This window comes from Catalinimonas alkaloidigena (assembly GCF_029504655.1).
GTDB lineage: Bacteria > Bacteroidota > Bacteroidia > Cytophagales > Cyclobacteriaceae > Catalinimonas > Catalinimonas alkaloidigena.
The window spans coordinates 2,159,298-2,173,961 of the sequence record NZ_JAQFIL010000001.1; the positions used below are offsets into that span (position 1 = coordinate 2,159,298).

Sequence of the window (14,664 nt, forward strand, 5' to 3'; positions counted from 1 at the left end):
TAAAATCAGGCAATATGTCTGCAACAGCGCATACTGCCTGATTTTCATTTTTTCTGATTAAGATTTCTGAAAATATGATTTGCATGAACAACTTTCTGAAGCTAAAAGCACCATCTTTAGGATGGCTGACAGCACTTATCCTGATTTTTTGCATACACTTACCTTCCAAAGCACAGAAAAGTTCTAAGCCCAATGTGCTGATCATTTTAGCAGATGACATGGGGTATGGCGATTTGCAATCATTCAATGATGAATCTTTAGTGCCTACCCCCAATCTGGATCAACTGGCCTCAGAAGGTATTCGCCTTACCGATGCCTATTGCCCGGTATCTGTATGTTCACCCTCTCGCTATGCCCTCATGACGGGTACCTACCCCTGGAGAAGCAGAAAGAAAAAAGGGGTGATGGCCAACTATGAACCTTCCATGATAGAATCCAGCCAGCTTACTTTACCCGAGATGCTTCAGCAGGCAGGTTATCATACGGCAGGTTTTGGCAAATGGCATCTGGGTACATCATTTCCTACCCTGGACGGAGAAAAACCTGCTGGCTACGGTAAGTTTAAGGCAGAAAATAATGGAGCAAACTTAGATCTGAGCAAACCGGTACACGATGGTCCACTGGATCATGGCTTTGACCGTTGGTTAGGTTTTAGCTGTGCCAGTGAATGCTGGATACTGGACGATAACGAAATTATGGGAGCTATCGGACACGATTTGTACACCATTGAGTCTACCCCAAATAAAGATCACATTAAAGAAATACCCTTAGAAGATTACCTGCCCTACATTACTGAGCATTCTATCTCATACCTGGAAGATTACGCAAAAAGTGAGCAGGACAAGCCTTTCTTTCTTTATTATGCGCCCTATGTGCCGCATATACCCTTATCAGTTAGTCAGGAGTTCAGAGGCAAAACACCAGCCGGTTTATATGGAGACTATGTGCATGAGTTGGATCACTATGTAGGTAAGGTCTTGAAGCAACTGGATGATCTGGATCTTTCCGACAATACCATTATCATATTTGCCAGTGACAATGGCTCACAGTTTAAAGGTACCAGCAAAAAAATGGATATGACTTCTGCCAGCAATAGCCCGGCAGATAACAAAGGAGAAGTTGAAGACAAAGACGCCCATCAGCCGAATGGTAAACTCAGAGGCACCAAATGGACCCCCTGGGAAGGTGGGGTAAGAACACCTGTAATCGCTCGCTGGCCCGGTCAGTTTCCTGAAGGTGCGGTAAGCTCCGAGCTTTTTGCTCTCAATGATGTAATCGCTACACTGGCAGCTATTATTGAATACCCTTTGTCATCAGATCAGGCAGTGGATAGTTATGATCTATTGCCCGTGCTGAAAGGAGAAAAAAAACAACTTAGAAAAGAGGTAGTAATTCAAGCCAGCGATGGTACACTGGGCCTCCGGTCAGGAGACTGGAAATATATTGGAGATGGTAGGTTCAAAACCCGCTCTAAGCAAAATACGAAAGGAGAGCTTTACAATTTGTCGGAAGATATATCAGAAGCTAACAACTTATACAAAGAACAGTCAGCACTAGCAAAACAACTTGAAGAACGACTTGGCGAAATTATCAGAAGCCAGAATAGCAATCGTTAAAAAAATAACCTGCTACTCTTACGATGACCATACTGCTCAATCATTATATCTTTATTATCTTTATAAGCACTACTAAATCACTTCCTAAGTATGATACACTCAGCACTTAAGCAAATCTTATGTTTTGCACTATTCATAACGGCATTATATGCCTGCAATAGCCCTACCGCAGAAAAACAGGAGGAAAAAGGTGAAACTTACAATGCAGACGTCATCGTTTATGGTGGTACGTCTGCGGCAGTAACAGCAGCGGTACAGGTAGCTCGTATGGGCAAATCAGTAATTATGGTTTCACCGGATACCCATCTGGGAGGTTTGTCTTCGGGTGGCCTGGGATTTACTGATACCGGTAAAAAAGAGGTGATAGGGGGGTTATCCCGTGAGTTTTATCACAGAGTTTACCAGGAGTACCAGAAAGAGGACAGCTGGAAGTGGCAGAAGAAAGAAGAGTATGGAAATGTAGGTCAGGGTACGCCAGCCATTGATGGTGAAAACAGAACCATGTGGATTTTCGAGCCGCACGTAGCTGAAAAAGTATTTGAAGATTTTGTAAAAGAGTATGACATTCAGGTTTATCGTGATGAATGGCTCAACCGTGAAGGAGGGGTAACTAAAGAGACTGGAAGAATTACCAGCTTTGAAACCCTGAGCGGAAAACTATTTCAGGGCGATATGTTTATTGACGCTACCTACGAGGGCGACCTAATGGCAGAAGCTGATGTAAGCTATCATGTAGGTAGAGAAGCAAACAGTATGTATGATGAAGAATGGAATGGCGTGCAGACAAACGTCTTTCATCATGGACATCATTTTAAGTCTGACATAGATCCTTATGTAGTTCCCGGTGATTCTACTTCTGGCCTGCTGCCTTATATCTCTTCTGAGGCTCCCGGTGAAAAAGGCTCAGGCGATGACAAAATACAGGCATATTGCTTTCGTATGTGCTTATCCAACCATCCTGATAATAGAGTTCCTTTCCCCCAGCCTGAAGGTTATGATCCGGCCAACTACGAATTACTGGCCAGAGTATATGATGCGGGCTGGAACGAAACATTCAATAAGTTTGATGCCATCCCTAATCGTAAAACAGATACTAACAATCATGGTCCCTTTAGTACGGACTTTATTGGTATGAACTACGATTATCCTGAGGCTTCATACGAAAGAAGAAAAGAAATTATCAAAGAGCATGAAGATTACCAAAAAGGCTTAATGTACTACCTGGCCAATAATGAAAATGTGCCTGAAGATGTAAGGGAAGAAATGAGCCAATGGGGTCTTGCTAAAGATGAGTTTACTGATAATGGCAACTGGCCGCATCAAATCTATGTGCGGGAAGCCAGAAGAATGCAGGGTGCTTACGTAATGAGCGAGCAAGATGTGTTAATAAAAAAGGAAGTCCCTAAACCTGTAGGTATGGGCTCATATGCTTTAGATTCACATAATACCCAACGTTATATAACTGAAGAAGGCTATGTACAGAATGAAGGAGATATAGGCGTAAAGCCTCCTGAGCCATACAGCATTGCCTATGAGTCATTAGTACCTAAGAAAGAAGAGTGTGAAAACCTGCTGGTACCTGTTTGTGTTTCCAGCTCTCATATTGCTTTTGGTTCTATTCGTATGGAGCCTGTGTTTATGATTTTGGGTCAGAGCGCAGCTGCTGCGGCAGTACTGGCACTGGAGAATGAGGTAGCGGTGCAGGAGCTGGACTATGAAATACTGAAAAAGCAGTTATTAGAGGACGAACAAAAGCTTACTTTAGAAGACAGTCAACTTGCCAGTAAATAATGAAATTGGTCAAAATATTTTTTCTTTCCTTATTAGGTGTACTTACGCTAGCCTGTAATACACCTCAGAAAGCGCAGGAGAACACTGCTCAAACTTATGATATTGTCATCTATGGGGCTACTTCCGGAGGTATAGCTGCCGCTATTCAGGCTTCCCGCATGGATAAATCGGTCATTTTAATTGAGCCATACTTAAGAATAGGAGGAATGACTACCGGTGGTTTGGGACAAACCGATATCGGAAATAAAAGTGCCATTGGAGGTATTTCCCGAGAGTTTTACCAGAACATCCGCAAGTATTACGAGGACCCGGCAAACTGGGAATGGCAGGACAGGCAGGCTTATCAGGACGGCGGACAAACCCGCACCGAGGAAGGAGAAAATGCCATGTGGACTTTTGAGCCTTCGGCGGCCCTTGATGTGTATGAAGAAATGATCGCAGCTGAAAATATTGAGCTGGTAAAAGGCAAAAAGCTGAACCGGGAAGATGGCGTGACTAAAGAAGGTGCCCGCATTACTGCCATTGAAATGGAAGACGGGACGACTTACAGCGGAAAAATGTTTATTGACGCTACTTATGAAGGCGATCTGATGGCTGCTGCCGGACTGAGTTATTATGTAGGACGTGAGCCAAACAGCATGTACGGAGAGACTTATAATGGAGTCCAGATGCTGGAAGGGCATCAATTTCCGGATGGCGTTGATCCCTATGTCACTCCCGGGGATCCGGATAGTGGCTTGCTTTGGGGCATCAGCGATGCATCGCTGGCAGCGCAGGGAAGTGGTGACGATCTGGTACAAGCCTACAATTTCCGCATCTGCCTGACCAATGATGAGGAAAACAGGATTCCTGTCACCAAGCCTGAAAATTATGATAGCAGCCACTATGAGTTGCTGGCTCGTCTTTTTGAAGCACAGCCCGATATGAGGCGTATCAACCAGTACTTTATCTGGAGCCTGATGCCCAATGACAAAACGGATATTAACAACCGGGGAGGCTTCTCCACTGATATGATCAACTGGAGCCATGACTATCCTGAAGCCACCTATGCCGAGCGTGATTCCATCATCAAAGCACATGAGGATTATACCAAAGGCTTACTCTATTTTTACGCCACTGACCCTCGTGTTCCCGCTGTACTGCAGGAAGAAGTAAGTCAGTGGGGATACCCTAAAGATGAGTATCAGGAAAATGGCAACTGGTCGCCACAGCTCTATGTGCGGGAAGCCCGCAGGTTAATCGGTGAATATGTGATGACCCAGGCCAACTGCGTTGGCGAAGAAGAAATTGATGATCCGGTAGGTTTGGCAGCCTATACCATGGATTCGCATAACTGCCAGCGAATCGTGACTGGTGAAAACGGAGATTTTCAGGTAAAAAATGAAGGGAATGTGGAAGTTGGTGGTTTTCCACCTTATCCAATTTCTTATCGCTCCATCATTCCCAAGCAGGAAGAAGCTACCAATCTGCTGGTGCCGGTCTGTTTATCTGCCAGCCATATTGCTTTTGGCTCCATTCGTATGGAACCAGTATTCATGGTGCTGGGCCAGTCTGCTGCAACTGCTGCCGCGCAGGCAATAGATGCGGACGTGCCAGTACAGGAAATAGACTATAATGCTTTAAAAAATACATTGGAAGAAGACCAGCAGCGATTGAAACATGAGGGGTAAGTAGTTTTCTGCCGGTAGAAGTTCAAAGTAAATCAAACCGCGTATTTATGAGAGGCCAAATTCTTGAAAAAGAGTTTGGCTTTTTTTTAACAAATAGAAATAAAATTAAGCAGGGACATTAGGATGCTATTCATGGAAGCGGCATGGACAAGCAGCAGATGATCTGTAAAGAGAGGTTACAGGCTTTTCATATATCCCCTCCTTATAGATAAAAACTTATGGGTTGAGAAATGGATCAGGATGAAGGTCTGTTAATGGGTAACCGCTACTGATCAGCATGGAGCAACAGCCAGTGATGAAGAGGTAATTAACAGCTACAAAGTTCACCTCAACCCATCCGGTACTTATTTGATCATTGAGAAACAGAATAAGGCTACTCAGATTCAGTATTGCAGAATCCTGGATAAAAAAGGAAGTGTCATCAGGCATTGTAAATTAATACGGTAAAAGATTTTTACCTGGATATCAGCTTTCTAACATCCGGGACATATATATAATTGACTCATTTTAGCGCATGAAAAAAGCAATATTCAGATCGTAAAAAGATAGCTTTTAAGCTACAAACAGTACCGCTAAAAACTATACAGACACATCGTATCAGCGCTAATTTTATGAGAGAATTATTGTTAATATTTTTAACAATACTTCATTTATTTGCTTAATTTACTCTGATTAATAACTATTTCATCAAGCAAGCTAAAATAGTTATGAGGATACTTTTTTAAATTAAACTTTTGAGTTTGAAATATTACTTTACCAAGTGTGATATAAGGCTCTGAAGATATTTGGATTTTTTTAATAGAGATTGCTATACAACTTAAAACTTTTAAAGAATGAGAACAGCTCTACTTTTTACCTGTGGCATTTTGCTTGCCCTGGTTCATTGCCCACTTTCTAGCTATGCAGAACCTGAATCAAAATCAGCCTCCGAATATTTATTTGTTCCGACGATAAATGCTGGTCAGGAATTTAATGTTGTGGAAGGTAGCCCCACCGGCACAGTGGTGGGTACTGTTGCCGCCACAGATGCAGAGGGAATTTCGCAGTTTGCAATCATTGAGGCTGAAGCTTTAAGCACAGGTGTACCTCCTAATGATGCTCCAGTGAATGCTTTAGCTTTGTTTGATATAGATAATAATGGAACTATCACTGTCAATGATCCGACCTATCTGCTAGCGGTTGTAGGACCGGTTATTCTCACCATAGAAGTAAGCAATTCGCAGGGAGATAAAGCAACAGCTGATGTACAGATCAATATTGATGACGCCATAGTTCAGCCTTCATTGAGCCAGGGTTTGTCCTGGTCAGCGGGGACGCCCCAACCGCTTGGAAACAGCGAAGGCCAGTCTGAAATTGTGAATGGCAAATTATATTCATTCAGCGGTTTTGATATTGAAAAAAGGCCGGCTTATACCCCCACCGAAAGAGCTTATGTGTATGATCCTCAAACTGAAGCATGGACATTACTCAGCCCCATGCCTAAAATGCATCCTAATTCCGCACATGGTGGGGTGACACATGCCGGATTTACTACCGATGGTACCGACATATATTTTGCCGGAGGCTATGCTGCCAATGCTAATGGCAACGGTCAAATCTTCGGTACCAAGTACGTTTACAAATATCTCGTTGCCAGTGATACTTACGAGCGCCTGCCCGATCTGCCCATCGCCAGGTCAGCCGGAGGCCTGGAGTATATAGATGGTAAGCTTTATTATTTTGGTGGTACCAATGTAGCCCGTACTGAAGATCAGGGGGACCTCTTTGTGCTTGATTTGAACAATATGAATGGCGGATGGACGAACCTTACCGCCAGCCCCATGCCCAATCCCCGGAATCACCTGGGGTCAGCTGTGGTAGACGGGAAATTGTATGTCGTAGGTGGTCAGCATGAGCAGGATGGTGACCTGACCACACAAGACGATGTACATAGGTTTGATCCGGCAACAGGTATCTGGACAAAAGTCACAGACCTTCCGGATATTGAGGAGGTTCCCAGTAACCTAAGCCCTGGTAAAGGTCATATCACCAACTCTACATTTGTGTATGACGGTAAAATTTTTGTGCTGGGAGGTGAATATAAATTCTTAGGGCCATACTCAAAATCTGTGATGGCTTATGACCCCGCTACCGACGAATGGACAAGATACTCTGATATGCCTACCGTACGCTCTTCCGGTATAGCGGGCGTAGTCAATGGGGTTCTTTATTACTCAACAGGGAGAAATTCTTCAACCACTTATCAGGCTACCATTGGCCCTCCTACAACCCAGGAGGGAGTCTGGCTGGAAGCTGAGTGTGGGGAGGTAGGAAGCAACTGGAAAGAAGTATCTGATGAAGAAGCATCAGGTGGAAGCTATGTGGTAGTACCCAACCTGAACAGCTATAGCCCCCCTTCCGACATAGCGGCTAATCGGGTAAGGTTTAGTTTTTCTCTGGAAGATGGCGGTGATTATCATATGTTTGCCAGATTAAGAGCGCCTTCCAGTGGAGACGACTCCTTTTACATTCGCGTCAATGGAGGAAGCTGGGTGCAGTGGTGGCAAAACATCACCACGGGTAGTAGTTTTAACTGGAATGAGGTGGTGGGTAGCCCATTATCGTTAAACGCAGGTAATAATATCATAGATATAGCTTATCGTGAAAATGGCGCCCAACTGGATAAGCTGCATTTGAACCAGAGTGGCTTCACCCCGGGAGGGATAGGTGATGATGCCAGTAACTGTGATGGAAACTCAGGAAATAAGGCTCCCAGCGCGCAGTTCACCGCAGATCCTGAGTCAGGACAAGCTCCGCTGAGCGTGAATTTTGACGCAAGTGACTCCTATGATGATCAGGGAATAGTAAGTTACAGCTGGGATTTTGGTGATGGAAACGCAGGAAATGGAGAGACCGTCAGTCATACTTATGAAGAAGCAGGAGATTATACAGTTAAACTTTCCGTAGCCGATGCTGAAGGCTTGAAAAGCGAGACTACTATGAATGTCTCAGTTGAATCTCCCAACACTGCTCAGGGCATATGGCTGGAAGCAGAATGTGGTGTACTTGGTTCAAACTGGAATGAAGAAGCTTCGGGTGAAGCCTCCGGAGGGAATTATGTGACCATTCGCCCCGGACTGAACAGCCATGGCTCAGCACCAAATGCCAGCAACAGTCATGTCAGCTTTTCTTTTACAGTAGAAGAGGCAGGAACATATCAGATGCATGCCCGTGTACGTGCTCCTACAGGAAGTGATGATTCCTTCTGGGTAAGAATAGACGGAGGGAATTGGTCTCAGTGGAATATTGGCCCGCGTACCGCAGTCTTTGCCTGGCGTACCGTAGATGTTTTATCACCGGATTTCAGCGCCGGAAGTTCTCATACGCTGGATATTGCTTATCGGGAAGATGGTACAGACCTAGACAAACTTCATATAAGTGCAGATGGAGGTACCCCGACAGGCACGGGTGAAGCCGCTACCAATTGTGGTGGTGGAAGCAACCAGGCACCAACGGCAAATGCGGGAGGTGATATTACTGTCACAGACAGCGATGGAAATGGAAGTGAAAATGTGACTCTGGACGCAAGTGAGTCTTTTGATAATGATGGCACCATAACTAGTTATAGCTGGCATGTGAATGGTACAGAGGTAGCAATGGGAATTACAGCCAGTATTAATGTTCCGGTAGGCACAACTATTTGCACACTCACAGTGACTGATAACCAGGGAGCTACTGATACGGATGAGGTTACGGTAACAGTTAACCCAGCCAGCGTAGGTGGTAGTGAAATATGGCTGGAGGCAGAATGTGGTGTACTTGGTTCAAACTGGAATGAAGAAGCTTCGGGTGAAGCTTCAGGGGGTAGTTATGTGACCATTCGCCCCGGACTGAACAGCCACGGCTCAGCACCAGATGCCAGCAACAGTCATGTCAGCTTTACTTTTACGGCAGAAGAGGCAGGAACATATCAGGTGCATGCCCGTGTACGTGCTCCTTCGGGAAGTGATGATTCCTTCTGGGTACGAATAGACGGAGGGAATTGGTTTCAGTGGAATATTGGCCCGCGTACCGCAGTCTTTGCCTGGCGTACTATAGATGTATTACCACCGAATTTCAGCGCCGGTAGTTCTCATACGCTGGATATTGCTTATCGGGAAGATGGTACAGACCTAGACAAGCTTCTTATAAGCACCGATGGAAATGTTCCCAACGGATTTGGAGAGTCTGCTACCAATTGTGGAGGAGGTACAAACCAAGAAGCAGAGTTAACCTCTATCAATATATTTCCCAACGCTATGGAAGAGAGCCCTTATTTGAACGTGCATAGTACAAAAGAATTTGGAAAGACGGTGAGTGTTACTTTGCTTGACCAGGCAGGTAAAACGGTTATGGAACATGTAAGGGTGACGAGAGCTACAAATACACAGCTCACCTTAGATTTTTCAGAAATGCCTTTGGCGCAGGGTATCTACATACTTCGCATTACCGAAAACAGGAATGAGCCTCCACAAATGATAAGGTTCATCAAAAGGTAAATTTAGTTGAATAACGTCTGCTTGGAAACAACCGGGTAGACGTTATTCGCTTTTCAGGGCCTCTACCGGATTGGCTCTGGCGCTTGCAAATGTTTTGTAGCTTACCGTTAAAAATGAGATAAGTAAAAGTATCAGTCCGGGAATGAGAAATAAGTCAATGCCCAGGCCAACTTTGTAAGCATAATTCTCAAGCCAGGCTTTCCCTCCGATGATGATAGCCGGAACAGCAAGTCCAATGGCGATCAGCAGTAGTATCAGGTACTCACGAGACAAGAGTATCATCAGATGTCCTACACCAGCTCCCAGCACTTTACGGATACCAATTTCCTTAATGCGCAAAGTGGCAGAGTAGGAGACAAGTGCGAACAGCCCAATGCAGGCAATGAAGATTGCGAGTGCTGAAAAGGCTGAGAACAGATTCCTAAACTGAAGATCCGCCTGATACTGTCGGTTAAAGGCATCATCTAAGAAAAAGTATTGAAAAGGGTCGTCTGGATAAATCTGCTGATAAGCGTCTTCAATGTGAGCAATACTTTCATCAATATCCGACATATTCATTTTGATAGAAAAATAAGCACCATAATATCTATCCACTGTAAATAAGATTGGTAAATGAGTAGTTTTGAGCGAACTCCAATGTATATTTTCAACTATCCCTAATATTTTCAAGGTATCACCAAAAACCAGAAGATGCTTATTAAGTGCTTCTTCAGGTGAACCTAATCCGTAAGTTTTTACAGCTTCTTCATTGAGGATGAGCCACTCATAATTAGATATTTCAGCAGGCAATTCTCTTTTAGCAAGGTACTTCATATCATAAGTGTCAGTGATATAGGAATCTGTAAAAATTACCATTCCTTCTTTGGCAGCACTTTCTGGCTCACCCAATTTTCGGGCGTTCCAGCCCCCCATGTATCCTCTGCCGGGAATGTGACTGGTGCCGCTGATAGAAGTAATAGTATGATGCTGTAGCACTTCTGTTTCAAAAGTTTCAAACAGTGATATCAAAGCCTCTTGTCCATCCTGGATGGCTACGCGAGGTCCATTTACTATCAAAATTCTTTCCAGTTCAAAACCCAGATCCTGATCCTTCATAAAAGTGATTTGCTGGTACACCAGATAGGTGCCTGAAATGAGCAATACGGACATCAGAAATTGAAAGGCAATCAACCCTTTTCTCAGACTAAAGCCTCTTCCCGGACTGATGGTGATGAATTTGAGTACCTTGAGTGGGTTAAAAGAAGGCAACACAAAAGACGGGTAAATGCCGGAGAGTAATGTTCCAAAAAGGATGATCAGAAAAAAAGCAGCCCAAAATTCCGGGATTTGCAATACATTGAAAGTAAGCTCAATTCCAATGATGTTATTAAGCACAGGCAAAGAAAAATAGGCAATCCCAATAGCTATTGTTCCGGCGGTCAGGTTGATCATACATGATTCCACCATAAACTGACTGATTAACTGATTTTTCAATGCGCCAATAGTTTTGCGCACGCCAACTTCTTTGGCTCTTTGCATGGCATGTGCCGTTGAGAGATTAATGTAATTGACCCAGGCCATCATGAGGATGAAAAGCCCAATCATAGCAAAAAAGCGCACATTTTGTATGTTACCCGGACTGCTCGCCAGGTCTTTGGGAAAATTTGATCTCAGGTGGATATCAGTGAGTGGCTGAAGTCCGATTTTCCAGTAAGAATCAGATTTTGACAAGCCCTCGCCCACATGACGGCTAACAAGCTGGTCAAGCTTTTCATTGAGATTGTCTGCTTGAACTTCATCATTAGTTTGTATATAAGTCACAAAACGCTCCCAGTCCCAGCCATCATCATGATTTTTGAAGGGGCCGTAACGGCTAAGTAGATAATCAATGGGCAAAAGAAAATCAAACTGTAGATGAGTGTTGGCGGGTAAAGCTTCCAGCACACCACTCACAGTAAAACTTCCGCTCAATACTCCGGCACTGATCTCTATCGTTTTTCCTAGGGGATTGCTGTCGCCAAAATATTTGATTGCCATTGCTTCGGTGAGCAGAATATTGTGTTGCTCATTGAGGGAGGTTTTTGCCAGGCCTTGCTTGAGAGGAAAGCTGAACATTTCCAGAAAAGCACTGTCTACGTACCATATCCTACCTTCCTGTTCCTGATATTTTTCATCACTTTCAGGATTGATGACTGTCATGCCTATATCATCAGGGTAGACACGCACAAAAGTTTCTACTCCCGGAATTTCTGCTTTTGCCGTTGGACCAAGTCCATATGTGGTGTAAACGCCTGTACCTAAATTCTCTCCATTCCGAATGGTAGTTTGCGTAAGGCGGTAAATATTTTCCGCATCCTCATGAAACTTGTCATAGCTCAACTCAAAATGAATGTACTGATAGATCAACAGGGCAACTCCCATGCCTACCGCTAGCCCGAGAATGTTGATGGCAGAGTAGAATTTATGCCGAAGCAGAACACGGGTGCTTATGTTAAAGTAGTGTCGGAACATGGCAGGTTGGGTTAAGTATATGTGAGGGAAAGAGCGAATAAGTGAAGGACGAAAAAGTCCAATTACCTGAAAAAAATATTTCCATTGCACAAAACGAAGCTCTTCATCTTTATTTCGCTGATACATCTCTTCCAGATCTCCTACAATTTCATCATAGTAATCAGGATGGCAGAACCATCGGAAGAGGCGTTGGGCAAAGCGTTTGATCATGTATATTTGAAGTCAAACGCGATTTTGGGGATTGCCCTCCATAGCTTCAGGCGTATGTCTTTGTTTTTCTGTAAAGCCTGTTTGCCAAAGGCGGTAATGGTATAATATCGTTTGGGCTTGCCTCCTCGCTGTGCATTGAATTCACCCTCACGTGATTCCAGATATCCCTTTTTTTCCATTCTTTTTAAGGCTGCCTGTAATGCTCCCACACTCACATTTCGTTGTGCCTTTTCTTCTATCGCATCCTTGATCGCTCCGCCATAAGCCTCATCATAGAGCACCCCAACAGTAAGTAAAACGATCTCTTCAAATTCACCCATTGGATATGTTTTCATTCAGATAATTATCGTTAGTCTTAAGTCAATTATCAATCTCTTGTTTGTAGTATTGTAATAAAGAAAACAATGAGTCAATTTCCTAATTGTAGTATTGATAAATATTGATATTTTTCGTGCCTTTATCTGATACAAAAAAATAGCATCATCTATTGATAATGCTATTGTTGAGCAACATAATTCCTAAGCCTTATTTAAAGGTGTCTAATGAACCATTCCTTACTGAGGCCGATTACTTTTTCTAGAGCAGACTCCGTTTCAAAGCCTTTACCCGCATCACGAATGACTTCCATTTTTGATGAAGTGTTGAAGTGTGGCAATGATTTTTCATGCTGGACGACATTTGCATTGTCCATATCGCCACAAATAAACAAGAGCGGTATATCTATCTTCTTCAGCGCATCAAAAGCCAGATCCGGACGTCCACCTAAAGACACTAATGCATTGATTTTATTTTCTACATTAACTACTGCTTCAAGGGCAGCGGCTGTCCCACTACCATAACTTAATAAGCCGATGCTCAGATGTTCCGTTTGGGGATTTTCTCCTGCCCAGTTTCTTATATCAGTAATTCGCTCAGCCTGTTTGTAGATATCCATGGCTTCAGCAGGGGAATCAGCCTCATCCGCTGTAAGCAAGTCTACGAATAAAGTAGCAAAGCCATAATTTTGAAACCTTTCCGCGATCTTAAGAAATCGTTTGTCCTGTGTTGCTTTTCCATGTTCGTCTACAAAAAGAATGATGGCCTGACTCTCTTCGGGAATCAGGAGCTTGCCGGAAAGTACTCTGTTTTGCGAACTGATATTTATACTATCGTTAAATGAAACTGACTTTTCCATAATATGAATACTTTAAAAAATTACGAGTTTAATATTGAAATAACCTCTTCATCATTTACCTGATGAAATTCCTCATAAAACTGACTTATTGCCGAAAAATTTTCTGGACATTCTAATACAACACATTCATCTACCGCTTCACTGATTTTCTTTACGCTTTCCGGAGGTGCCACAGGGACAGCTACTACAATTTTATCAGGCTTTTGTTTTCTTAACAGTTTGATCGTAGCCATCATTGTATTTCCTGTAGCGATTCCGTCATCTACCAATATGACTGTATATCCTCCCCAGGCAAGGCAATCCTTCTTACCTGTATATTTCTCATAACGTTCACGAAGAAGCCTTCTTGTCTCTTCAGCTTTTTCGTTGAAGTATTTTTCAGGGATGCTAAGCTTGCTAATGGCAACCTCACTATCCATACTCACAGCACCCACTGCCAGTTCAGGATTTCTGGGATGACCAATTTTTTTTGTCATAACCACATCAAAAGGCACTGAAAGCTGATCAGCTATAATCTTGGCCATAAGCACCCCTCCCCGAGGAATACCTAATACAATAAGTTTATCCTTCGGTAGGTGCTTCAACTTTTGACCTAAATCAATAGCGGCTTCTTCACGGTTATTAATCATTTTCCAAAAAATTATCGTCAACTAGTTTAAAAAATGTTTTACTCTGTACATTATTATACAAGCAAGAAAGGGCTTAAGTTTACTATTTTTTGCAATAGGTCAGAAGGGATTGAGAAAATGCGCTACATTAACATTCCAAAGGCAACTATTTGAGATGTACAGTGGCGATAAATCAGTGCTTAATAATTTTTGAGATATGCTTTTTTTTAGCTGAATAGGGCCTTTTGTTTTTGGCTTACAAAGCTTGAGAATTTAAATAATGAAAACCAAAAAGTATGCAGCACGCTATTAAACAGGAAGAAAAAGAGAGTAAAGGGAGCTTTTATATTGAAAAGGAGGCAAGTCGAGTGGCAGAGATGACGTATTCCAAAGCAGGAGATGCCATGATCATCATAGATCATACCGAAGTAGATGACGCTCTGAGAGGTACAGGAACGGGAGAGGCTCTTGTAGAAGCAGCAGTAAGCTGGGCAAGAGAAAATAAGAAAAAAATTATGCCACTATGCCCTTTTGCTAACTCAGTTTTTAGGAAGAATCCCTCATATCAGGACGTATTGAAATGACATT

General features: G+C 43.2%; 10 protein-coding genes. 5 read left to right on the top strand and 5 right to left on the bottom strand.

The genetic code is table 11. The features are described 5' to 3' along the window. Nucleotides 1-83 precede the first annotated feature (83 nt). From OKW21_RS08910 to OKW21_RS08920, 3 genes are all read left to right on the top strand, one after another. Entirely contained in the window at nucleotides 84-1,616 is a 1,533-nt protein-coding gene (locus OKW21_RS08910; protein WP_277479067.1) for a sulfatase family protein, read from the top strand. Between the two features lie 90 nt (nucleotides 1,617-1,706). Then, nucleotides 1,707-3,407 carry an FAD-dependent oxidoreductase gene (locus OKW21_RS08915; RefSeq protein ID WP_277479068.1) on the top strand — a complete coding sequence of 567 codons (1,701 nt, stop codon included), beginning with the start codon at nucleotides 1,707-1,709 and terminating at the stop codon, nucleotides 3,405-3,407. Further along, nucleotides 3,407-5,077 (top strand): FAD-dependent oxidoreductase, encoded by a 1,671-nt coding sequence (locus OKW21_RS08920; RefSeq protein ID WP_277479069.1) that lies wholly within the window; start codon nucleotides 3,407-3,409, stop codon nucleotides 5,075-5,077. Before OKW21_RS08915 ends, OKW21_RS08920 begins: the two co-directional genes overlap by 1 nt. 216 nt (nucleotides 5,078-5,293) lie before the next feature. Here the strand turns inward: OKW21_RS08920 and OKW21_RS08925 are convergent, their stop codons facing one another. Next, nucleotides 5,294-5,506, bottom strand: coding sequence for a hypothetical protein (locus tag OKW21_RS08925; protein ID WP_277479070.1), 213 nt, complete (start codon nucleotides 5,504-5,506; stop codon nucleotides 5,294-5,296). Nucleotides 5,507-5,910: 404 nt separating this feature from the next. Between OKW21_RS08925 and OKW21_RS08930 the strand changes: the two genes are divergently transcribed. Then, nucleotides 5,911-9,594 carry a Kelch repeat-containing protein gene (locus OKW21_RS08930; RefSeq protein WP_277479071.1) on the top strand — a complete coding sequence of 1,228 codons (3,684 nt, stop codon included), beginning with the start codon at nucleotides 5,911-5,913 and terminating at the stop codon, nucleotides 9,592-9,594. Between the two features lie 42 nt (nucleotides 9,595-9,636). Here OKW21_RS08930 and OKW21_RS08935 read toward each other — a convergent pair whose 3' ends face one another. From OKW21_RS08935 to OKW21_RS08950, 4 genes are all read right to left on the bottom strand, one after another. Continuing rightward, nucleotides 9,637-12,294 carry an ABC transporter permease gene (locus OKW21_RS08935; protein WP_277479072.1) on the bottom strand — a complete coding sequence of 886 codons (2,658 nt, stop codon included), beginning with the start codon at nucleotides 12,292-12,294 and terminating at the stop codon, nucleotides 9,637-9,639. Then, complete coding sequence (locus OKW21_RS08940; RefSeq protein WP_277479073.1) at nucleotides 12,291-12,629, bottom strand: PadR family transcriptional regulator; 339 nt, start codon at nucleotides 12,627-12,629, stop codon at nucleotides 12,291-12,293. The genes OKW21_RS08935 and OKW21_RS08940 overlap by 4 nt, the downstream gene beginning before the upstream one ends. 194 nt (nucleotides 12,630-12,823) lie before the next feature. Further along, nucleotides 12,824-13,468: a dienelactone hydrolase family protein gene (locus tag OKW21_RS08945; protein WP_277479074.1), complete on the bottom strand. Its 645-nt coding sequence runs from the start codon at nucleotides 13,466-13,468 to the stop codon at nucleotides 12,824-12,826. 20 nt (nucleotides 13,469-13,488) lie between these two features. Then, the gene (locus tag OKW21_RS08950; RefSeq protein WP_277479075.1) at nucleotides 13,489-14,097 is read right to left on the bottom strand and encodes a phosphoribosyltransferase; all 609 of its coding nucleotides are present in this window, start codon (nucleotides 14,095-14,097) and stop codon (nucleotides 13,489-13,491) included. Between the two features lie 275 nt (nucleotides 14,098-14,372). On the opposite strand from OKW21_RS08950, the gene OKW21_RS08955 reads away from it, so the two are divergent. After that, nucleotides 14,373-14,660 carry a GNAT family N-acetyltransferase gene (locus OKW21_RS08955; protein ID WP_277479076.1) on the top strand — a complete coding sequence of 96 codons (288 nt, stop codon included), beginning with the start codon at nucleotides 14,373-14,375 and terminating at the stop codon, nucleotides 14,658-14,660. Nucleotides 14,661-14,664: the final 4 nt, after the last annotated feature.

Bases quoted from the DNA above. Each gene is read 5' to 3' on its own strand.
- OKW21_RS08955 (WP_277479076.1), top strand. From the start codon at position 14,373: ATGCAGCACGCTATTAAACAGGAAGAAAAAGAGAGTAAAGGGAGCTTT.
- OKW21_RS08915 (WP_277479068.1), top strand. From the start codon at position 1,707: ATGATACACTCAGCACTTAAGCAAATCTTATGTTTTGCACTATTCATA.
- OKW21_RS08940 (WP_277479073.1), bottom strand. From the start codon at position 12,629: ATGAAAACATATCCAATGGGTGAATTTGAAGAGATCGTTTTACTTACT.
- OKW21_RS08930 (WP_277479071.1), top strand. From the start codon at position 5,911: ATGAGAACAGCTCTACTTTTTACCTGTGGCATTTTGCTTGCCCTGGTT.
- OKW21_RS08935 (WP_277479072.1), bottom strand. From the start codon at position 12,294: ATGATCAAACGCTTTGCCCAACGCCTCTTCCGATGGTTCTGCCATCCT.
- OKW21_RS08910 (WP_277479067.1), top strand. From the start codon at position 84: ATGAACAACTTTCTGAAGCTAAAAGCACCATCTTTAGGATGGCTGACA.
- OKW21_RS08925 (WP_277479070.1), bottom strand. From the start codon at position 5,506: ATGCCTGATGACACTTCCTTTTTTATCCAGGATTCTGCAATACTGAAT.
- OKW21_RS08920 (WP_277479069.1), top strand. From the start codon at position 3,407: ATGAAATTGGTCAAAATATTTTTTCTTTCCTTATTAGGTGTACTTACG.
- OKW21_RS08945 (WP_277479074.1), bottom strand. From the start codon at position 13,468: ATGGAAAAGTCAGTTTCATTTAACGATAGTATAAATATCAGTTCGCAA.
- OKW21_RS08950 (WP_277479075.1), bottom strand. From the start codon at position 14,097: ATGATTAATAACCGTGAAGAAGCCGCTATTGATTTAGGTCAAAAGTTG.